This window comes from Vibrio sp. 1-2 (7-a) (assembly GCF_013048515.1).
GTDB classification, from domain to species: Bacteria; Pseudomonadota; Gammaproteobacteria; order Enterobacterales; family Vibrionaceae; genus Vibrio; species Vibrio diabolicus.
In genome coordinates, this window is the sequence record NZ_VHSQ01000008.1 from 52,222 (window position 1) to 72,423 (window position 20,202).

Below are 20,202 nucleotides of genomic sequence, written 5' to 3' on the forward strand. Positions count from 1 at the left end.
GTTTTTATTGGGAGTTATTGGTTTTTATCGAGACTTATTGAATCGAAATAGCACAACATTAGGTAGCAAAAGAGGGCTTGTTACGGATTTGTAGTGACAGGTCGGAACTAAGAAGTTTTAGACGTGAATATCGAGTAAGCTGCCAATGACTTCATTGTTTTTCTCAATGACGGACGCACCCACTCGGTTGTAACCTGCAGCTTGCGTAAGGTTGATGAGTGATTCAACTTTTTGAGAGGGGAGGCTAGGAGTTGAAGCGGTTATTGTGACATCTGCCACTTTAGCCAAATCGATGTTGTGAGAAGCGATTTCTTCTTTCACTTTACCTAAATTATCATTAATGCCATGCGCGGCTTTTTCAGCCATCTGCTGTGACATCTGAACAATTTGGTGCCCAGATTGAATTCCTGATACAGGCATATCACCACTCCCAATACTATGCTAATGAGAGCATAGGTGGAGTTTATAAAACGTTCAAGTGTTTTATATCAATGATTTGATTAAGCAAACAGTTTAGAAAGCATTTCTCTTTCTTCAACAGAAAGTACTGGGTTTTGTGTTTTGTTTAACTTTACGCTTATCTCACCCTGTAATGATTTCAACTGACTCGCCGTTAAATCACTGAGCTTTTGTTTAAGTTCATTAAATTGTTGTGCGTTCATCTCAATACCCTCGTTGTAATTCGGTTTATCCTTCATTTCCCGAAATTCTTCGTCCTTTGGATACAACATATTTATTCAACCTAGATAGATTAGAATTTGATCGATTGCTTTTTGTCCGAATATTGTCAAGGTGCGTTAAGTGATACGTCAGATTTTTCCTATGAAGGTACATAATTACCCACTTTGGGGTAGATAGAAAAGTAGAAAGAAAAAAGGAAGCGACAATCCGCTTCCCTTTTATATGCGTGTGTTACTAGTTAACTCTCACTGCAAACTTACTGGCGAGTGAATGTAGCTCTGGGAGCATGCGATAGATAAGGTGAAGTTGCTGCAATACCATGCGAGCGGAACTATCATCTTCATCTCGCCACTCATTTAAGCGTTGCTCAAGTCCCGCATCGTCAATATTAGATAAATCGCACTCTTCGCAATGCTGGTGAAGCTGTTTATGGAGAACGTCTAAATGCTGATGAATACAGCGGTGCGCATCTAAAACGAGCTTATGAATTGACTCATCTTCAATGCGAGTTCGGTGCGCACCAAGAGCAGAAATATAGTTCAGCATTGCGTGATTTAACGTTAAGAAGCGGAAGCTCTCATCAACGGCAGCACGATATTTACCAGGTTCCGCAAGCATTGTACTGATGGCAGAAGAAAGTGAGGCATCACTGTTATGGGCCTGACGACGAGCAATGCGATAGCTCAAGTTGTCCTTTTTACCAATTCGATACTGACCAATGATCTGATCGAGATACTGTTTGTTAGCATCTATCGCATCCGACATGACTTTGTGCAGCCTTCTCGATTGCCAATCTGGCAAAATAACCAGTACGGCTCCTACAGCAAGCACACACCCGATGAGGGTATCGGCCAGTCGAGGAAGCACAACCGCGTAACCTTCACCTAACTGGTTGAATAAGAAGAGGACCAGTAGTGTGATAAAACCAGTTGCGTATCCGTAATTGTTCATCCGAAAGGCGAAAAACATCACGCCAGAAATAACGATGAATACTAACTGGCTTTCTTGAGAAGGGAAGAAAGTCAGTAATGGTACGCCAATTAACAAACCGGCTAATGTGCCTATGACTCGCGCTGTCAGCTTTTGACGCGTTGCACTGTAGTTTGGCTGACACACGAAGAGAGTGGTTAAGAGTATCCAGTAACCTCGGTCGATGTTGAATACTTGAATGATTCCATAACCAATCGTCAAGGCAATCGACATACGCAATGCGTGTCGAAACAGCATCGAATCTTTGTGTAAATTCGCGGATATACGCTGCCACATGGCTTTTAATGTGTGCGGGTTAGTATCGGCGAGCGTATCTTCCTCTAGGCCCTCGACATCTGGGTTGTTAATGTTATTCAGTTGCTTTTCTACCGTCGCTAAGTTATTGAATAAATATGTTAACTGCATTAGCAGACGTTTCCAGTGTCCTTGCTTTTGTTCTTCTAAGTAAGCAAGTGAATTTTGCACTTCAGCTAAGGCCAAAATGGACTGATCGGTATGTGAGTATTCATTCCCTAGCTGAATCGCTAATGCGATATCACGACACGCTTGGGCTTGAGATTCCAAAAGATATTTAAAGCGAAACAGCACATCAGAACGTTCAAATTCAGTTGCTAAATCTTGATAGCGGTAATGGCTAGAGCTGACTCGTTCGTGGATGTCTTGAGCGATGAAGTAGATATTTAAGAATCGGTCACTAGGGCCATCAATGTGGCCGCGTTTCGAGCGGTTTAGTAATGTGGCTTTGCAAGCGTTTAGCGCCATCACCGTCGCTGCGTTGCACTTGGCAGCTTCAATCCGAAGTGGCTGTGGCGTTAGGTTGGTGACAGGGTGAAAAAGCTTGGCTTTCGCATCGAGATAATTTGCCATTTGGAAGAACACATTGGCTAAGCTTTGTTGTACAGGCTGAAGAGGCCAAAATATCTGCCAAATCATCGACATGAAGTAATACCAAGCCGCACCAGTTAAAAGCAGCAGTGGCTGAAACCAAATGTTAGTACTCTCATGTGCGCCAAGCATGGTGTAAATGGCGATCAGCAAAGAGCCAAAAGCAATGCTCGCGTATTTAGGACCTATCGCTCCAAGAATGATAAAACCAAAGGTTGAGATAAATAACCCTAATGCAAATGCCCAAGGGGTGTCGAACAAGATTTCAATTGAGAAAGCGGCGAGCGCAAAACAGAGAAAGGTCAGAATCAGCGCCTTGATGCGTCCAGTGAAGCTGTCATCACTCTCTGCCAAAGCAGCAGCAATAACGCCCAGTATTAGCGGCGTGATCAGCGTGTTTTGCTCGAAGTACCAAGTCGGGATAACTACACCCAGTAAGGTGATTAGGATAAGAACGCTGTAATTTATGGTCTTGTTTGCCCAATAGAGCCGAAATTTAGAAGTTGCTTGCACAATGCGCCTTATGTTTCCGATGAAGAACGGGGGAATACTACCAAACCCACTATAGCGCGTTTATGATTTACTTTAAGAAAAATTCGTTGTTGCTGATAAAATCAACAGGGATGTCATTGACTTATACTAAAGCAGCCATGCAATGTGTCTATAATTGTAAAGTCAGCTTCAAATAGAATGAGCTTTAGGTTACTAAATCGACAGTAATGTGAATTTTATTAAAGAATAAAAGAAGATGCTTACTTAGGTGCTCGCCATTGCTACAATTTGGCGCCTTAAAATGATATAAATCGACAACTTCTAAATTAAAAGGCGCACGTTTCATGCAGCTCACTGCCACTAGCAAAGCACAGTTTTTTATTCAAAATGAGTACCATCACGTCGAAATAAAAGAGAACAGTGTTTTATTAAGCTCAATAGGCAGTGAAGAACATATTCCTTTTACGATCTGGAATGGCAAAGTTAGCGTAAAGCGTGGGTTGTTATGGAGCTCTTTGCAGTTTTTTGCTCATGAGCACGAAGGTAAACAACAAAGCTGGCTAGTACAAGGGCTACCGTGGCCACAATGCCGTAAGTTTGCTCTTGAAGCTGTTCGTCAGTATCAAGAATGGCACAATACTCAGTGCCGAAAACTGGCTGAGTATCTACCTAAGTGGGAAGAAGAGCTCTACAAACTTAAGCATCTTCCTGCCTATCTATCGCACTCTCAAGTGGTCTCCTGGGTGGAAAGTCTTAACCAAGAGTTAAGCGAAATGAAAACCACTCTAGAAGAAGCCAAAATGCGGATGCCGAATCGCATGGCGGAAATCGAACCTTGGCTTATTGATACGTCTGCGACGCTTGGTGAGCGTAATCGTGATTGGCTTGAGGAAGAACGTCCGAATTGGGAAGTGCTGTTTAATCGCATAGAATCTTCGCCTTTAAACTTATCCCAGCAATATGCGGTGTTGCTTAACGATGATCACAACTTAGTCCTTGCTGGCGCAGGCTCTGGCAAAACCAGTGTTTTAACGGCTCGAGTTGCATACTTGTTGCAAAGCCACCAGGCTCAAGCAGAAGAGTTGCTTATGCTGGCTTTCGGTCGTGATGCCGCGACTGAAATGAAAGAGCGTTTAGTGGATAAAGTAGGCATGGCCGCAGACGGTGTGCGTGTGAATACGTTCCATCAACTAGGCTTATATATACTCAATCAAGTTGAGCAACAGCCTGTTGAGATCAGTCCGTTGGCGTTAGATGACAACCAGCGAACAGCATGGTGTGTAGATTGGCTGAAAAAGCATTGGATGACGCCTACTAACTTTAAACGTTGGCAAAAACATTTAGACAAATGGCCGATTGCCTATTTAAAAGGGGACGATGAGTTAGGAAGTCACTCAGAAAACCCCAAACTGATCGCGTGGCTAGACTCTCAGTTGTCTCACTTAGCTGCGGTAGGGCTAACCAAAAAGCAAGTGCAAGAAAAGTTGGTAAATCACCAAGACTATACTCGTTTAAACAGCGAACTCGCCTTGTGTTGGCCATGTTTTACTGCGTGGCAGAAAATGCTTAAAGAAAGCAATCAAGTGGATTTCCCTACCATGATCAGTCGTGCGACAGATTATGTAAATAAAGGGAAATTTGTCTCCCCATGGCGCTTCATTATGGTCGATGAGTACCAAGATATCTCTCCAGACCGTTTAGCACTGATTGAAGCACTGTGCGAATCCACACAGAAACAAGCGGGTGCGACGTTGTTTGCGGTTGGTGATGACTGGCAGGCCATCTATCAGTTTGCTGGTGCGGACGTCGATCTTATCACTGGGTTTAAAGACCGCTTTGCTCACTCTACCGTTCATCATCTAGATACGACTTATCGTTTCAACAATCAGATTGGTGATGTGGCAAACACTTTTGTGCAGCAAAACCCATCGCAATTGCCGAAAACACTAAATAGCCACAAGCAACGTAAGCAGAAGAGTGTGCATACCGCACCAAGTAACCAAGTTGAAAAGATCTTGGATCAATTGAATCAACAAGCCAAGCAAACCAAGTCAGTCTTATTGTTAGGACGTAATCATTATCATAAGCCCGACTTGTATGACGATTGGTTGCGACGTTTTCCTAATCTCGATATTCGTTTTATGACTTGCCATGCGAGTAAAGGGCGAGAGGCTGATTTTGTTATTATTCTTTCTGTGGATGAGGGGCAATTCCCTGCGAAGAAGAAGCAAATTCACATTGATGGCGCATTGACCGAGTCCAAAGACAAATTCCCTCACGCAGAAGAGCGCAGGCTGTTTTACGTGGCGATTACGCGTGCGAAAGAGAAAGTTTGGATTACGCACACTGGCGCTGGGTCCGCATTTGTTCAAGAGCTCGTCAATGGTGATTATCCGATCATCACTTCGCGTTGAAGGCAGAGTTCTGAATTTTAGAAATAATAAAGGCGATACTCAGTATCGCCTTTACGTTATTCGGTTGGCATCAAAGCTTACATGCGTTCAGCAAGATACGCTTCGTAATCCGGTACTTCAATATCCACTTCTTGCTCAAGAAGAGGGGAGTTAAACAAGAACTTAGCGGTGGCTCGGTTCGTTGCCACAGGAATATTCCAAACGCTAGCAATACGAAGAAGCGCTTTAACGTCTGGGTCGTGAGGTACGGCGTTGAGCGGATCCCAGAAGAAAACGAGCACGTCGATTTTGCCTTCTGAAATGAGCGCGCCAAGTTGTTGGTCACCGCCCATTGGGCCACTGATCATGCTCTTAATCGCCAGTCCAGTTTCTTTGCTCAACATGTGCCCGGTTGTGCCCGTCGCGTAAAGAAAGTGACTCTGCAGTTTTTCTTTGTTTTCTTTTACCCAGCGAAGTAGCTCAGGTTTGCAGTTGTCATGGGCAACCAAAGCCACATGTTTGTGGGTTGGCATGGTACGAATGGTTTTTTGCATCAAGATGTTTCCGTTTGTATGATTTTAAAATTGTTGTTATTCAATAGAACACGTTTTTTGTCTTTCAATCAACAGCCTTAACGCGGAATGTCGGCCTATATTCTGACGGAGATAACGATTCTTCGATCGTATCGTCATGAAGCGTCTTGGGAGTCAGTGGTTTGATGGTTGGTGAGGCATGTTTGTCATACTCTTCACCCCTTAAGTAATGCGCTGCTTGCATGACGGAAAGCCTGCCTTGCTGCACCATTTTATCTGTTGGTGCGAAGAGCACTTTGTTACGCAATAGGCCTCGGTAAACACCATGACTCAAGTACACAGAAACCAAACCGATCTCCTCAGCTTTGCCTGCGCTACGCAGTTCACTGATAGCGGCTTCAATCGCAACCGCGCTGCCAACAATATAATCTATATTTCCCATATCAATCACACGTTGAACCAGGTTACGTTGTAACTCCTTGTCGTTGTCTGCCCAAAACGAGTCAACGATGTTGATATCACTTCCTTGGATCGCTTCATAAAATCCGGCAGTCACGGGCTTCGTACCTCCACGAGTACGCGGCCCCAAAAGTAAGGCAATGTTTGTTTTTCCTGATCCCTTTGGATGGCGAGCAGCCAGATATTTTCCCGCTTCGTATCCCATCCAGTGCCAGTCAACACCGACCGTACCTTTTAACAGCTCACTTTGCTCTTCATCCAGATCGAGTTGGTTCACAGTAGCAAAGACAGGAATGTTTCCGACCCAATTCTTAAGCGAATGTTCATAGGCTTGTGGGTCCACTGTCCCAAGGACAATCGCCTCTGCTCCCCATTGGCTGCACAGTGCGAGTTGTTGCTCTTGACGCGTTTTGTTTGGGTAGCCACCCGCTTCAAGGACTCTCAGCTCGACGCCTTCTTTTTTCGCTTCGGACACCATTCCATAGTTTACGGATAACCAGTATGAATCCTTTAGGTGAGGGTAAATGGCACATACTTTTTCTGCTGCAACCACTGGTAAAGAAGCGACAAGGGCTAATGTGACTGCAGAATGTTTGAAAATTGTGCGAAATGCGTGTTGATTTTTAACCATGAAATGAAGTTCGTTGGCATAGATTAAGTAAACACTGCAAAATATAACGTAATATGTCGCTGAACACGAACATTAAGGTCATGAAAATATGTTGCTAGCAACCGCAAGCATCGGTCGTAAACTCTTGTTGTCTTTCATTGCGATGGCAATGCTGGTTATGTTATCGGCACTTATTGGTGTGTCTGGATTTTCTTTAGTTGCCAAGACGGAAAGAAATGTCGTGGATTCTGCAATTCCCGCCATGATTGAAGCGAGGCAAGTCTCTGAGTTAAGTACTCGCATCATTTCGTCTGTACAACTGTTATCAAACGCAAGAAACGAGCAGGAAAGAAAAGAGTCTGGGCGTGTGCTTTTCGAACAGCTCGAATCATTGCTTACTCATATCAAAGAGCTGGGGAGTGAGTCGTTTGATTCTCAATTGCTAGAAGATCTCGAGAATAACGTCCAGAACGTTATCGACAACTTGGCAGAACTTGGTGTTTCGGTTGAAAGAAAGCTGTGGCTGGCAAAAGAGATTGATACTCGTGTCGAAGAGATGCGCTTACTGAGTGAAGAGTTGGAACAGCTAACTCGCACGCAAGTTCAGAACACGAGCACCATTGCCGTTGCTAACGTCACACATATCTATGACTTATTAGAATCGAATAAAAAAACGCAAGTTTATCAGGCACTAGATGCGCTGGTGGAAGTGGATCTAGATCTGACAGAGCGATTGCATGAGCTGCACTTATTGGCTTTTAAAATGCTGAATCAAATTGAAGAAGCTCGCACATTAACCAATATTGAGCGAATCCAGCAGGTGCAAAGTGATTTTGAAAGTAATCTCAAAATCATGAAGCGCCGTGTGCTTGCCGTAGAAGATCCCACTCGCTCTAAACAAATGAGCCAACTACTAACAGAGCTCGGTAAGCGTCAGGTCGTGTTCACTATTTTGATGCAGCAGTATGAGAATAACGAACAATCTCAACAACTGATGCAAAAGACACTGGAATTGTTTTCGGAGCTGAATGGTACCGTAAACAAATTGGTTGATGATTCAAACAAAACGACAACCGTCGCTGTGGATGAATTGACGAGCACGCTGAAATTCGCTCAGTGGTCTCTAACGGTGATTTCAATTGTTGGTTTGATTGTGTTGGTGCTGATTTTATGGCGTGTTGTATACCTTTCTGTGGTTAAGCGATTGGCAGAGTACTCTGCCGCGCTGCTTTCTGTGGCGCAGGGTAACTTAGCCGTCGAGCTGGAGGTAAAAGGCAAAGACGAGCTAGCGCATATGGGGCAAGCTATCATCACGGCTCGAAATACAGCGCAAGCGCTAAAAGTGGTCGCAGAGGGAGAAGCTCAAGCCAAGCGAGAGCTCGAAGAGCACAAAGAGCATTTGGAAGAGCTCGTTGAGCAACGCACTTCACAGTTAAAACAAGCGAACCGCCGTTTGAATGAAGAGGTTTTGAATCACGCGAAAGCTCGTAAGCAAGCAGAGCAAGCGAGTCGAGCTAAATCAGCATTCTTGGCGACCATGAGCCATGAGATCAGAACGCCGATGAATGGAGTGCTCGGAACAGCACGTCTGTTGATTGACTCCGGCCTCAACCCTATTCAAAAGCGTTATGCGGAAATCATCAACCGCAGTGGTAAAACGTTGCTCGCGATTCTGAATGATGTGCTGGACTACTCCAAGATTGAAGCAGGGCATTTAGAGATTCGCCACATGGGCTTCGATTTACACCAAATGGTTGAAGACACTTTCCAGTTAATGAACAGCCGAGCTCAAGAGAAGAAGCTGTTGTTTTCCTATCATATTGAAAGTGATGTAAGTCGCTATTGGAAAGGGGATGTCACCAGAATCAGTCAGGTGCTGAACAACCTCGTCGGAAACGCGATTAAATTTACTGACGAAGGTGAAATTGATATCTATGTTAGCCTCAACCCAGAGGATGAGTCGCAAGTCCTATTCGAAGTATCAGATACCGGGATAGGTATTGCCAAAAAAGATCAGAGAACGTTGTTTGATGCCTTCACGCAAGCCGAAGGTGGGATGAGTCAAACTGGAGGAACGGGGCTTGGCCTTGCCATCAGTAAACGAATCATTGAAGCGATGGGCGGTATTTTAGAAGTCGATTCTGAAGAAGGAGATGGCAGTCGATTCTGGTTTTCCATTCCATTAGAGGAAAGTGAGCCTGTTGAAACCGGTGCAGTGGCAACCGCGCGCTGCAAAGTGAAAGCGAAAGTCTTGTTGGTAGAAGACAATGAAGTAAACCGAGTGGTTGCGGAAGGCTTTTTAGAAAGCATGGGCCACCAGGTCGTGATGGCAGAAAACGGCTCACAGGCAGAGCAACTGATCAGCACGCAGGATTTTGATATCGCTTTAGTCGACATCAACTTGCCAGACTGTGATGGAACCGAGTTAATCCAACGTTTAAAACAAATTGAATGTAACAAACCAGCCAATAAAGCCCTTGCTGCTACGCCTATGATCGCAGTGTCTGCGCACGTTTTTGCCGAAGAAGTTGAGCGCTATTTAGCTGCAGGTTTTGACGGGTATTTACCTAAACCATTGGCAAAAGAAGCTCTAGCGGCATTGATTCAGGATGCGCTGGATGGAAAACCGTTGTTGTTGCCACAAAATGCCGACTGTACCCCGTTTGATCAAACTTCGCCTCAAGAACAAGCGATACAATCAAAGGTTGTTCAAGTCCCTAAAACAGAGGAATCAGATGTGGTCATCATTAACCCGAGCGTGATTGAGTCCGATATGAAAATCTTGGGCAGAGAGAAGATGTTGCACATCATTAATCTGTTTAGAACGACCAGTGCCGATGTACTAAGCAAGCTGCAAGCGTCTGCTGGTGGTAATGACAGTAAAGAAGTGAAGAACCTTGCTCACAAACTAAAAGGCAGCGCAGGGAGTTTAGGGCTTACGGCATTAATGAACTCTTGCCAAGAAATTGAAGCTGCGCCTCAACCTTTAGATACCTACATGGCGACTAAAGATCAATTGGTGTCTCAAGTGTCTGAATCAATTCAAGCTCTTGATGAGTTGATGGCGAAGTAAATCAATTGCATCCCAAAAACAAAAACCTCCGGCAAGCCGGAGGTTTTTTCTATTCGGTCATGTCATCTTCCCACTCGAATCGAGTGTCTAGGGCATAAGGGTCGTCATCAAAAGGATGCTCCACTTTGCCACGCAAGTATTCGAGTTGATGCTCAAGCATGTTGACCGTTTCGTAGTCTCCCTCAGAACAAGCAACGTAAATCTGTTGTTCAAGAGCGGCAATGTTATCTCGGATACCCATGAGAACCCCCTTAAATCATCATCGATTCTCAAAACGATTATAGTCAAGTAATCCAAATTCGATCGGTTGTTTTGTACGGTACCAATTGTGCAGACGATCGCTAAACGGCCAGAATTTTTCTGAGCTTCTGCGAATCGCAAAATTATCCAACAACTTAACGTAATCGGATTCATTTTGGATGGCACTAAATTGATCGACAAATTCTTTTACTTGATTTTCGTTGATCGAGAAAAATGCCGCTGGGTAGCTTCCCACAACGCCACGTACGATGGTCATATCATCGTTAGCAAAGTCGCGGTTGCTTTCTTCATCAAACAAGCTAGAAATATTCGTGTGTGCATTATTGTGAAGTAGGGTGAATAACTCATCTTTTCCAGACTGGCTTCTCACCATAAGCATGGTGATTTGCGGAACGGTTTTCAGGCCTTCTCCACGAACTTGGCCAATACGTTGGAGCTGTTTTTCACTTTGAGCAGAAAGCTCAGTATCTTTAACCTCGTAGCGCGGAAGAAGAACATCTGAAACTCGTTCTCTAAGCAACTCGACTAACTCTGTTTTTGGATCGTCAGTTTTGTACTCGACGCTGGTTGGTTGGTTAAATGGCTTCACGTTGCGTTGTAAAAAGTCACTTAACTGTGGACTTTGATCTTTATACCAGCTTGATTGCAGTTCATGACGCATGTCGGTTGGCAGCAAAGATATAAAGTTACTTTCGCCTTCCAGACGCAAGAAGTCCATGAACATTCGTGTCATGAGTTGGTGGCCGAAGTTGCCGTACACATCAAACCCAGCAACGAGCAAATAGTGGATGCGTTCTAGCAACGCGTAGTCAAGAATCCATACCGTTTTCGGCTGCTCGCCAACTAACCCTTGTACGACAGATGCGCTGTCAAAGTGGCGGAAAATCGTTAATGCCGCATTGTGGTTGGTGCCATTACCGTCCCAAATTACGTCGGTGGATAGGTTTTCGCCTTCCTTAAACCAGTTATTGGTAAATTCAGACTTGGCTTCTAGGTAGCGAGCTTGCTGACGCGCGTATTTAACCCAGTTGGTAACAGGTAGCGTGTTGCTTTCCTGCTCTGCTGGCAGTCTTAGGTTATCAGACTGAGAGCGGTAAAACTCATTTACTTCAGGGATATCTGCTTTATCTGGATCTAGAAAGAATATCCAAAAGCGATCATTGATAACATTCAGTGCAAGTTGGCCACGACAAACAGGCCCTTTAATGTAAGCCATGATCGTGTTTTGCGCATTGTCCAACATAAACTTGAAGCGTGATTTAACCGGAAGATCGATAAATGATGTCATCGGGTTTGCAGCAACTTCAGGTTCATAACTCGGTAGTTGATTAACTGTGTAATCAGCATCGATAAACCATGTGTTCCAGTTTTCAATACGTTGCTTGTTTAACGCGAACGGCATGTGTGTTTTATCTACAATCGTCCCTTGTTCTGGAATAATTCGATAAAACACGCGCTCAACCCCGGGATCATCGTACGGGCGACGTGTTGAAATACGTTTTACTGGTTGCCCCGGTGGAGTAGAAGAACGAACTAATGTAAAGAATCGAGGATCTTCAGTGAGCTCTGAAAAGTAGAGGTGAGACAAAAACAAATGCTCGTAAATATAGCGAGCCATCAGTTGATTTTTTAGATCAGCGCGATTGAGCAAAGTTTCATACTTGTCGATTTGAGCTTGCTCTTGTTCACTAATTGGTCGGTGAACGTTCATTATCGCGCCGTTTTCCAGCCAAGTCATCAGTGTGTGGTATTCACTGTTTGATAGGTTTGGCATACCAAAAGGCATTCCCCAGGTTGGGTTATCTTTTTCGTACTGTTCGTACTCTTCAATTGTTGGACAGGTTTGTTCTCGGTCTATCGAAAAATCAAAACCTTCTAACTGGACTTGATCAGGCAGCGGGTGGCGTTCTTTTTGTTGTAGCAAACGTGCAATGAGGCCTGCATCAATGTTGGCCGCCATGCTCTGATCACGTTCGTTAAGTACCGGATGAAAACCCGCATCGCGCCACTCTTGGGTTGTTTCTGCATCTTCGAATAAGCGTGTTGGCGCGGCGGCAGTAAGTCTTGTTCCTTCATATACCAGTGCTTTGCTCGCGCCACGGTCAATACCCTCAACGGAAGAAAGCTTAAGCTGACATGGTGCATCGTAGCACGCATGACAGACGACACAGCGGTTATCCATAATGGGTTTGACTTCGCTTTGGAAGAAGTTTGCTTGAGGTGTAGCTACGTCCGCCGTACGTTCACGAACGAGCTGTGGACCAAACAGTTGGTCATAGTTAAGGCCTGCATAGGTTGCGCAGCCAGCAAACAATGTAGAAATGCAAAGTATAAAAATTAAGCGCAAATTCATTGAGTTATTTTACGTGATTAGAATTTGCATTAATTAAAGCAAAATAAGCGGTCAATTACCAAAAGTTGGAGCAATTCGCCGCGATTTCTTTACTTTTTCGCATGCTTAAATACATAACCTTGTCGATGAACGGTCTGAATTCGATCCGCGTTAATCCCTTCGCTAACCAGTCGTTTTCTTATTCTACTAATGTGCATATCGAGTGCGCGGTCATGCTCTGAGAACGTGCGCTTCAGTACCGTTTCATAAAGGAAAGGTTTGCTAAGTACTTGATCTTGATAATGAGTCAGAGTACGGAGCAGCTCGAATTGAACGCTTGTAAGCTGAACTAACTTTTTGTCTGGCGGACGATTTATCATCACAGTATGGCTGTGCTTGTCCAGTACGAGCTCATATTCATTATTGAGACCGTAATCGGAAGCTGCCGTCTTAGGAGCAGACGAAAGGGTAGACTCAAACATATTGGCATTTTAATTATTAATGATAGTAAAAACTATTATCATTAATGTTGGCGTGAAATCAATGCTGTATTTTATTTGTAATGCAATATGTCTGAGTCATATCAAAATTCTGATATGGAAGAAATAACTCTACGACGGAAAGAGCACCAATTTAAATCGTCAAATCAATAAGTATTACCACAATTTCTAAAGCAAATAATCAGCTATTTTGGAGACTAGAGCAGCTGTTAATGTATCTAAAGTTCTTATTTCTAAGATTCGCTTATCCACTATTTCTAGACTATACATTCTGTTGCAGGAAGCTCTTTTCTAATACACACAGAGGTTTATATGACAGCGAAATATGGCGTAAAACGTCGATTAGCGATTCTTGCCGCCGCCTTAATTGGCGCGACAAGTAGCAGTATCGCGGCAGAGAAACCTAACATTCTCGTCATTTGGGGTGATGATATTGGCCAGTCCAATCTCAGTGCTTACACCTTCGGCTTGATGGGATACAAAACACCAAACATAGACAGCATCGCGAAAGAGGGCATGATGTTCACGGATTATTACGGTGAACAATCTTGTACTGCGGGCCGTTCTACTTTTATCACCGGCCAGACCGTCCTTAGAACGGGTTTAAGTAAAGTAGGGCTTCCTGGCGCAGATCTTGGCTTGAAGGAAGAAGATGCCACCATTGCCGAAATGTTGAAGCCGATGGGCTATATGACGGGTCAATTTGGTAAAAATCATTTAGGCGACAAAGACGAACACCTGCCTACTAACCACGGCTTCGATGAATTTTTTGGCAACCTTTATCACTTGAACGCCGAGGAAGAACCAGAAAACGTCGATTACCCTAAAGATCCAGAGTTTCGTAAAAAGTTTGGTCCACGAGGCGTTATTCGCTCGTACGCTGACGGCAAAATCGAGGACACCGGGCCTCTGACTCGCAAGCGTATGGAAACCGTGGATGAAGAGACGTTGGATGCGGCTCTCGATTTTATGGATCGTGCCGTCAAAGCTGAAAAACCTTTCTTCGTTTGGTGGAACGCAACGCGTATGCATTTCCGCACCCACGTGAAAGAAGAGAATTCGGGAAAAACAGGCATCAGTGAGTATGCAGATGGCATGGTCGAGCATGATAATCATGTCGGCCAACTACTGAAAAAAGTGGACGATTTGGGCATAAAAGACAACACGATAGTCTTTTATTCAACCGATAATGGTCCACACATGAACTCATGGCCAGATGCAGGTACAACGCCATTCCGTGGAGAGAAAAACACCAACTGGGAAGGTGCATATCGAGTCCCAGCGATGGTACGTTGGCCGGGTAAAATTAAAGCTGGCTCTGTCTCGAATGATATCATGCACCATATGGACTGGATGCCAACTTTCGTTGCTGCCGCGGGTGATGACAGTATCAAAGAGAAATTACTCAAAGGCTATAGTGCGAATGGTAAGAAATTCAAAGTGCATCTCGATGGTTACAACTTCCTGCCATATTTAACTGGCAAAGAAGAGAAAGCACCGCGTGAAGAGATTTTTTACTTCTCGGATGATGGAGACTTAACCGCACTTCGTTATAACAAGTGGAAACTGGTTTTTATGGAGCAACGAGCAAAAGGTACGCTGCGCATTTGGGCGGAACCATTCACTACACTTCGAGTTCCTAAGATCTTCAACTTACGTATGGACCCTTACGAAGTGGCTGATATCACTTCCAACACCTACTATGATTGGATGCTAGACCGTGCTTATATGCTGGTTCCTGCCCAAGCTTACGTAGGACGATTCCTCGAAACGTTTAAAGAGTTCCCACCAAGGCAAAAAGCGGCAAGCTTCTCGCTCGATCAGGTGATGGAGAAATTAAAAGAGAACCCAAATAAGTAGGCTAGTGCTACGTAAGCAATACGATGCAACCATATAGAAAAGAGGCTCATATGAGCCTCTTTTTTCCGTCTAATAAAAGCTTTCAGAGCAACGAATGGCAAAGAAAATGCGAATCAACAAGCACTATAAGGAAACAGGCTCGTAGTGGGCTGCCGTTAAGTTGGCTTTAATTTTTTCACGTAGCGTAATATGAGCAGGGTTGTTTACCTCTCGCTTATGGTAGACGAACTTGTAAGGGATAGCGCATATAGAAATAGGGCAGGACAAAATTTGAAGTTTGAGCGCTTTTCTCCACTTGTTTGCAAAAGATTGAGAAACGATCCCTAAACTATCTCTTTGGGCGACATACAGCGCCATGCCCGCTAGCGAAGATGTGATCAAGTCGACTTTTCTTTCTTGAATTGTTTCCTTTGCTAGCTGCTCGAACCCCGACATGTTGTTCCATTTCCCTGAAAATAAACAGTGAGTTTCCTCATAAAATTGCTCTTTTGTGAGCGTGCCCTGAACACGGGGATGGTTCTCACGACAGATAATCACCGCCTCTTCTTCGTAGGCATCTTCAATAATAAACGCTGCATCTTTTGTGATAACAGTATCAATTACAAGATCGACTTTTTGTTGTCTTAGAAGCTCAAATAATAAGAACTTTTCGGGTGGCGATTCATAAAAAATAGTGTTCTTTATCGGGTCCATAATGTGCAATAAAATTTCGGAACAACACACTTCAAAATGATTCTTATCGGATATCGCATTATCAATGATATTAACCGCTTGCTGGAATTGCGGTAGCAGCTGATAGGCGGTAGATGTTAGTGCGATACCTCGCCCTTTTTTGACAAATAATTGCTTATCGACCACTTGTTCTAAACGCTTTATTGCAGCGCTCACAGCAGGTTGCGTAAGCCCCAATTGTTCCGCGGCTTTTGTATAAGATTGGAACTCCGCGACAACAAGAAAAGTTTGGATCAAATTCAAGTCCATAACGTTACTCATAAATTTAATTTATAGGTTAACTAATTCTGACTGCATTTATCGCCTGAAATTAGTGCTTTATCTTATATCAACAATGGTATTGAAAAGCGAATACCATTTTTACGCACTAGCGAACTCTTGGAGATAATATGAAAAATGCGACCAAAACGAGCAGTAAAAAACTCGTACTTAACGCATGTACGTTAGCATTAGGCGCTGCATCTGCAGTTGCACACGCAGCGGACAAACCCAACATTCTTGTCATCTTTGGTGATGATGTTGGTTACTGGAACCTTAGTACCTACAACCAAGGCATGATGGCGTACAACACGCCGAACATCGATAGCATTGCTAAAGAAGGTGCGAAGTTCACTAACTTCTACGCACAGCAAAGTTCGACAGCAGGCCGTTCTGCATTCATTACTGGTCAAATGCCAAAACGTACTGGTCTATCAAAAGTGGGCTTACCAGGCGCTCCGCAAGGTATCTCGGAAAAAGATCCAACGATTGCAACCGTGCTTAAGCAAATGGGTTATGCAACCGGACAATTTGGTAAGAACCATTTAGGCGACCGAGACGAACACCTTCCTACCAACCACGGTTTTGATGAGTTTTTCGGCAACCTATATCACTTGAACGCGGAAGAAGAGCCAGAGAACGTGGATTATCCTAAAGATCCAGAGTTCAAGAAGAAATTTGGCCCTCGTGGCGTAATCCACTCTTACGCTGACGGTAAAATTGAAGATACCGGTCCACTTACGCGTAAGCGTATGGAAAATGTTGACGGTGAATTCCTTGATGCTGCGGAAACCTTCATAGAAAAACAAGTAAAAGCAGATAAGCCGTTCTTTACTTGGTTTAACACCACTCGCATGCACAACTTCACGCACGTACCTGATGATTATAAAGGTAAAACAGGCGCTGGTTTTTATGCAGATGGCGTGAAGCAGCACGATGATCAAATTGGTCACCTACTTAACAAGATCAAAGAGTTGGGTGTGGATGACAATACAATCATTGTTTACACCACTGACAACGGCCCTATGGTTGATTTGTGGCCTGATGCAGGGATGACACCATTCCGCTCTGAGAAAAACACTGGCTGGGAAGGCAGTTTCCGTGTGCCGATGTTGATTAAATGGCCTGGAAACATCGAAGCAGGTAAAACGTTCAACGGCATGATGTCATTAGAGGATTTCTTCCCGACATTGGTTGCTGCAGCGGGTGACACCAAAGTTAAAGATGAATTACTAAAAGGTAAGAAAGTTGGTGATATGGACTATAAAGTTCACCTAGATGGTTACAACCAACTGCCATATCTAACGGGTAAGTCAGACAAATCTGCTCGTAACGAATTCGTTTACTGGAGCGATGACGGTGATCTTGTGGCATTACGCCAAGGAAAGTACAAGTTCCACTTTATGATTCAAGAGAATGAAACGGGTATGGATGTATGGCGCAAGCCGTTTACTAAACTTCGTGTTCCATTGATCTTCGACTTGAGTATCGACCCATTCGAACGTGGTGACCAAGGTATGGGGTACTCTCGTTGGATGTACGAGCGTTCATTCCTAATGATGCCAGCGGTAGAGAAAGTGAAAGAGGTAATGGGTACGTTTAAAGAGTTCCCACCTCGCATGGAAGCAGGTTCGTTCGTACCTAAGTCTTCTAAGTAATTAAGATTATATAGCGCTTTTCGGAGCGCTATATACCCAAATAGCTTCAATTCCGCTGAATGTGATTACGAGGTTATTTGGGTATATTAAATAGTGAGAAACGTATGAGTAAGATTTCCCCTCGCCATTCTACTACTATGCCTATTGTTCCTCTTAAAACGGCGTCTAAAGCAACGGTTCCGGGTGCGTACGACCGTCGATTCCATGTGATGGCAAAGCCAGGCGGAGCAAAATGCAATATTGATTGTCAGTACTGCTTTTATCTGCATAAAGAAAATCTACTGCACCAAGAAAAGCAGCCAAAAATGGACGACGCAACATTGGAAGCGTTCGTGAAAAGCTACATCGAAAGTCAGGATGGCGAAGAAATTGTTTTCTCATGGCAGGGCGGGGAGCCAACGCTGCTTGGGTTGGACTACTTCCGCAATGTCGTAGCTCTGCAAAAGAAACATCAGCCGAAAGGCGTTCGCATTGAAAACGACCTTCAGACCAACGGCATTTTGCTAAACGATGAGTGGTGCGCGTTTTTAAAAGAGCACAACTTCCTAGTTGGCTTGTCGATTGATGGGCCACGAGAGCTGCACGACAAATATCGCAAAACCCGCAGCGGTAAGCCGACGTTTGATCTGGTGATGAAAGCGGTAGATAAGCTCAAAGCGCATGGCGTGAAATTCAACGCGTTGGTGACGGTGAATCGTCACAATGCGAAATACCCGCTCGAAGTGTATCGATTTTTAACTCAAGAATTGGGTGTGACATACATTCAGTTTGCACCGGTGGTTGAAGCGAACGACTTCCAAACAACCGCACCGCAGTTTTGGAACGAACAGATGATCCCAACCAAAGGCAGTGATCTGGCGAAACCGGGTCATCCAATGTCTGTTGTGACGGATTGGACGGTCGATCCTGAAGACTGGGGACGCTTTTTAATGGCGACCTTTGAAGAGTGGGTGAATAACGATCTTGGCCGTGTACTGGTTAACCTGTTTGAAACCGCGGTAGCGCAAGTAATGGGGAAACCGTCTCAGCTTTGCGTGACAGCTGAGTTTTGTGGCAAAGGCTTGGCGATTGAGCACAATGGCGACGTGTTCAGTTGCGACCACTATGTGTACCCAGAATACAAACTCGCCAATATTCATGAACACTCATTGAATGACATGGCTTTCTCTACACGACAATATACCTTTGGCATGGCAAAGCGCGAATCTTTGCCGACGTATTGTAAGCAGTGTGCCTACTTGCCTTATTGCTGGGGCGAGTGTCCGAAAAACCGTCTGATCAAAACGCCGAATGGCGAGGCTGGACTAAACTATCTGTGTTCGGGAATCAAAATGTTCTTTGATTACGCGTTACCGATGTTGGTTGGTCTTGCACAGCTTCTCCAATCTGAAGAACCGCAAAGATAACATAGTGAATATAACCTTAAGTTATTTCATTTGTTCTTATACTTAACTATTGAAAAGACGGCTTAAACCACTGAAAAGGTACCCTATGAACCATGCACAACAAGCGATAAAAGAACTCATCGAACAAACAGAAAAAAGCGTCATTGGACAAAGCCACGTGGTTCGAGCTTTAGTCATCGGGTTATTAACGAACGGGCACATTCTTCTAGAAGGTTTGCCGGGAACGGCAAAAACACGTTCTGTAAAATCGTTGGCCAACTTGTTAAACACCAGTTTTGGTCGAATCCAGTTTACGCCGGACCTTTTGCCATCGGACGTGAAGGGAACCGAGGTTTATCAAGAATTGGATGGCAAGCCGCAACTCCATTTTCAGCCAGGGCCAATTTTTAACAGCATAGTGCTTGCCGATGAGGTCAACCGTGCGCCAGCCAAAGTACAAGCAGCACTGCTTGAAGCCATGGCCGAAGGCACAATCACGGTAGGTGATAAAACTCACGTATTGCCAGACTTGTTTATGGTGCTTGCAACGCAAAACCCAGTAGAACAAGAGGGCACGTATCCGCTGCCAGAAGCACAAATGGACCGTTTTATCATGAAGGTTACCGTCGATTACCCAGAAGATGAAGCCGAACGTAACATCATTCGTTTGGTGCGCAGTGAAGAATTGGGCGCGGAAACCAGCAGCGAAATTATTACGCCAAAACACATCGAACCTGACGTGGTGCTAGAAGCACGTCGTCAACTACCTGATATTGTTGTGTCAGATCTAGTGGAAAACTACATCGTCGCGTTAGTGATGGCGACTCGTAAGCCAGAGCGTTATGCCGATTCAAACTTAGCAAAATGGATTGAGATTGGCTCTAGTCCTCGTGCTTCCATCGCACTAGACAAATGCGCTCGTGCGTATGCGTGGATGCAAGGACGTGACCACGTTACTCCTGACGATGTGCGTGCCATGGTTCCGTCTGTATTGGGCCACCGTTTTTCTTTGACCTACGATGCACTAGCAGACGGAGTCGATCACCAACGAGTCGTACAAGAGCTGCTAGATTGTGTAGAAATTGGGTAAGTGGGAGGCA

15 protein-coding genes are annotated in these 20,202 nt (G+C 44.4%); 6 read left to right on the forward strand and 9 right to left on the reverse strand.

Annotation, left to right across the window (positions count from 1 at the left end; translation table 11 throughout):
- Positions 1-117: 117 nt before the first annotated feature.
- The 3 genes from FKN08_RS17605 to yccS all read right to left on the reverse strand — a co-directional run bounded on the left by FKN08_RS17605 (position 118) and on the right by yccS (position 3,069).
- A complete protein-coding gene (locus FKN08_RS17605; protein WP_170892601.1) occupies positions 118-420 on the reverse strand; it encodes a hypothetical protein in 303 nt (100 codons plus the stop codon).
- 80 nt (positions 421-500) lie between these two features.
- Positions 501-731, reverse strand: a complete 231-nt coding sequence (locus tag FKN08_RS17610) for a hypothetical protein (protein WP_041853076.1) — start codon at positions 729-731, stop codon at positions 501-503.
- 184 nt (positions 732-915) lie between these two features.
- Positions 916-3,069, reverse strand: coding sequence for a YccS family putative transporter (gene yccS / locus FKN08_RS17615; protein ID WP_005396670.1), 2,154 nt, complete (start codon positions 3,067-3,069; stop codon positions 916-918).
- Positions 3,070-3,392: 323 nt separating this feature from the next.
- On the opposite strand from yccS, the gene helD reads away from it, so the two are divergent.
- A complete protein-coding gene (gene helD / locus FKN08_RS17620) occupies positions 3,393-5,462 on the forward strand; it encodes a DNA helicase IV (protein WP_047008263.1) in 2,070 nt (689 codons plus the stop codon).
- Positions 5,463-5,539: 77 nt separating this feature from the next.
- Here the strand turns inward: helD and FKN08_RS17625 are convergent, their stop codons facing one another.
- On the reverse strand, positions 5,540-5,995 hold the full coding sequence (locus FKN08_RS17625; protein WP_005376571.1) for a methylglyoxal synthase: 456 nt from the start codon (positions 5,993-5,995) through the stop codon (positions 5,540-5,542).
- 64 nt (positions 5,996-6,059) lie between these two features.
- A complete protein-coding gene (gene torT, locus FKN08_RS17630; protein WP_080955920.1) occupies positions 6,060-7,109 on the reverse strand; it encodes a TMAO reductase system periplasmic protein TorT in 1,050 nt (349 codons plus the stop codon).
- A 43-nt stretch (positions 7,110-7,152) separates the two neighbouring features.
- Between torT and torS the strand changes: the two genes are divergently transcribed.
- Entirely contained in the window at positions 7,153-10,116 is a 2,964-nt protein-coding gene (gene torS / locus FKN08_RS17635) for a TMAO reductase system sensor histidine kinase/response regulator TorS (protein ID WP_170892602.1), read from the forward strand.
- Between the two features lie 49 nt (positions 10,117-10,165).
- On the opposite strand, the gene FKN08_RS17640 is transcribed toward torS, so the two are convergent.
- From FKN08_RS17640 to FKN08_RS17650, 3 genes are all read right to left on the reverse strand, one after another.
- On the reverse strand, positions 10,166-10,357 hold the full coding sequence (locus FKN08_RS17640) for a hypothetical protein (RefSeq protein WP_005376565.1): 192 nt from the start codon (positions 10,355-10,357) through the stop codon (positions 10,166-10,168).
- A gap of 18 nt (positions 10,358-10,375) precedes the next feature.
- On the reverse strand, positions 10,376-12,730 hold the full coding sequence (locus FKN08_RS17645; RefSeq protein ID WP_170892603.1) for a fatty acid cis/trans isomerase: 2,355 nt from the start codon (positions 12,728-12,730) through the stop codon (positions 10,376-10,378).
- 89 nt (positions 12,731-12,819) lie between these two features.
- Positions 12,820-13,191 carry a winged helix-turn-helix domain-containing protein gene (locus tag FKN08_RS17650; RefSeq protein WP_237310952.1) on the reverse strand — a complete coding sequence of 124 codons (372 nt, stop codon included), beginning with the start codon at positions 13,189-13,191 and terminating at the stop codon, positions 12,820-12,822.
- 330 nt (positions 13,192-13,521) lie between these two features.
- Between FKN08_RS17650 and FKN08_RS17655 the strand changes: the two genes are divergently transcribed.
- On the forward strand, positions 13,522-15,069 hold the full coding sequence (locus FKN08_RS17655; RefSeq protein WP_046875994.1) for an arylsulfatase: 1,548 nt from the start codon (positions 13,522-13,524) through the stop codon (positions 15,067-15,069).
- A 123-nt stretch (positions 15,070-15,192) separates the two neighbouring features.
- On the opposite strand, the gene FKN08_RS17660 is transcribed toward FKN08_RS17655, so the two are convergent.
- Positions 15,193-16,050, reverse strand: coding sequence for a LysR family transcriptional regulator (locus tag FKN08_RS17660; RefSeq protein ID WP_170892604.1), 858 nt, complete (start codon positions 16,048-16,050; stop codon positions 15,193-15,195).
- A gap of 140 nt (positions 16,051-16,190) precedes the next feature.
- Between FKN08_RS17660 and FKN08_RS17665 the strand changes: the two genes are divergently transcribed.
- From FKN08_RS17665 to FKN08_RS17675, 3 genes are all read left to right on the forward strand, one after another.
- Complete coding sequence (locus FKN08_RS17665; RefSeq protein ID WP_170892605.1) at positions 16,191-17,717, forward strand: arylsulfatase; 1,527 nt, start codon at positions 16,191-16,193, stop codon at positions 17,715-17,717.
- A gap of 104 nt (positions 17,718-17,821) precedes the next feature.
- Entirely contained in the window at positions 17,822-19,123 is a 1,302-nt protein-coding gene (locus tag FKN08_RS17670) for an anaerobic sulfatase maturase (protein ID WP_170892606.1), read from the forward strand.
- 85 nt (positions 19,124-19,208) lie between these two features.
- Positions 19,209-20,192 carry a MoxR family ATPase gene (locus FKN08_RS17675; protein ID WP_170892607.1) on the forward strand — a complete coding sequence of 328 codons (984 nt, stop codon included), beginning with the start codon at positions 19,209-19,211 and terminating at the stop codon, positions 20,190-20,192.
- Positions 20,193-20,202: the final 10 nt, after the last annotated feature.

What these genes read in the sequence shown, in the direction of transcription:
- FKN08_RS17605 (WP_170892601.1), bottom strand. Translation starts at nt 420, where the DNA reads ATGCCTGTATCAGGAATTCAATCTGGGCACCAAATTGTTCAGATGTCA.
- FKN08_RS17610 (WP_041853076.1), bottom strand. Translation starts at nt 731, where the DNA reads ATGTTGTATCCAAAGGACGAAGAATTTCGGGAAATGAAGGATAAACCG.
- helD (WP_047008263.1), top strand. Translation starts at nt 3,393, where the DNA reads ATGCAGCTCACTGCCACTAGCAAAGCACAGTTTTTTATTCAAAATGAG.
- FKN08_RS17625 (WP_005376571.1), bottom strand. Translation starts at nt 5,995, where the DNA reads ATGCAAAAAACCATTCGTACCATGCCAACCCACAAACATGTGGCTTTG.
- torS (WP_170892602.1), top strand. Translation starts at nt 7,153, where the DNA reads ATGTTGCTAGCAACCGCAAGCATCGGTCGTAAACTCTTGTTGTCTTTC.
- FKN08_RS17640 (WP_005376565.1), bottom strand. Translation starts at nt 10,357, where the DNA reads ATGGGTATCCGAGATAACATTGCCGCTCTTGAACAACAGATTTACGTT.
- FKN08_RS17645 (WP_170892603.1), bottom strand. Translation starts at nt 12,730, where the DNA reads ATGAATTTGCGCTTAATTTTTATACTTTGCATTTCTACATTGTTTGCT.
- FKN08_RS17650 (WP_237310952.1), bottom strand. Translation starts at nt 13,191, where the DNA reads ATGTTTGAGTCTACCCTTTCGTCTGCTCCTAAGACGGCAGCTTCCGAT.
- FKN08_RS17655 (WP_046875994.1), top strand. Translation starts at nt 13,522, where the DNA reads ATGACAGCGAAATATGGCGTAAAACGTCGATTAGCGATTCTTGCCGCC.
- FKN08_RS17660 (WP_170892604.1), bottom strand. Translation starts at nt 16,050, where the DNA reads ATGGACTTGAATTTGATCCAAACTTTTCTTGTTGTCGCGGAGTTCCAA.
- FKN08_RS17665 (WP_170892605.1), top strand. Translation starts at nt 16,191, where the DNA reads ATGAAAAATGCGACCAAAACGAGCAGTAAAAAACTCGTACTTAACGCA.
- FKN08_RS17670 (WP_170892606.1), top strand. Translation starts at nt 17,822, where the DNA reads ATGAGTAAGATTTCCCCTCGCCATTCTACTACTATGCCTATTGTTCCT.
- FKN08_RS17675 (WP_170892607.1), top strand. Translation starts at nt 19,209, where the DNA reads ATGAACCATGCACAACAAGCGATAAAAGAACTCATCGAACAAACAGAA.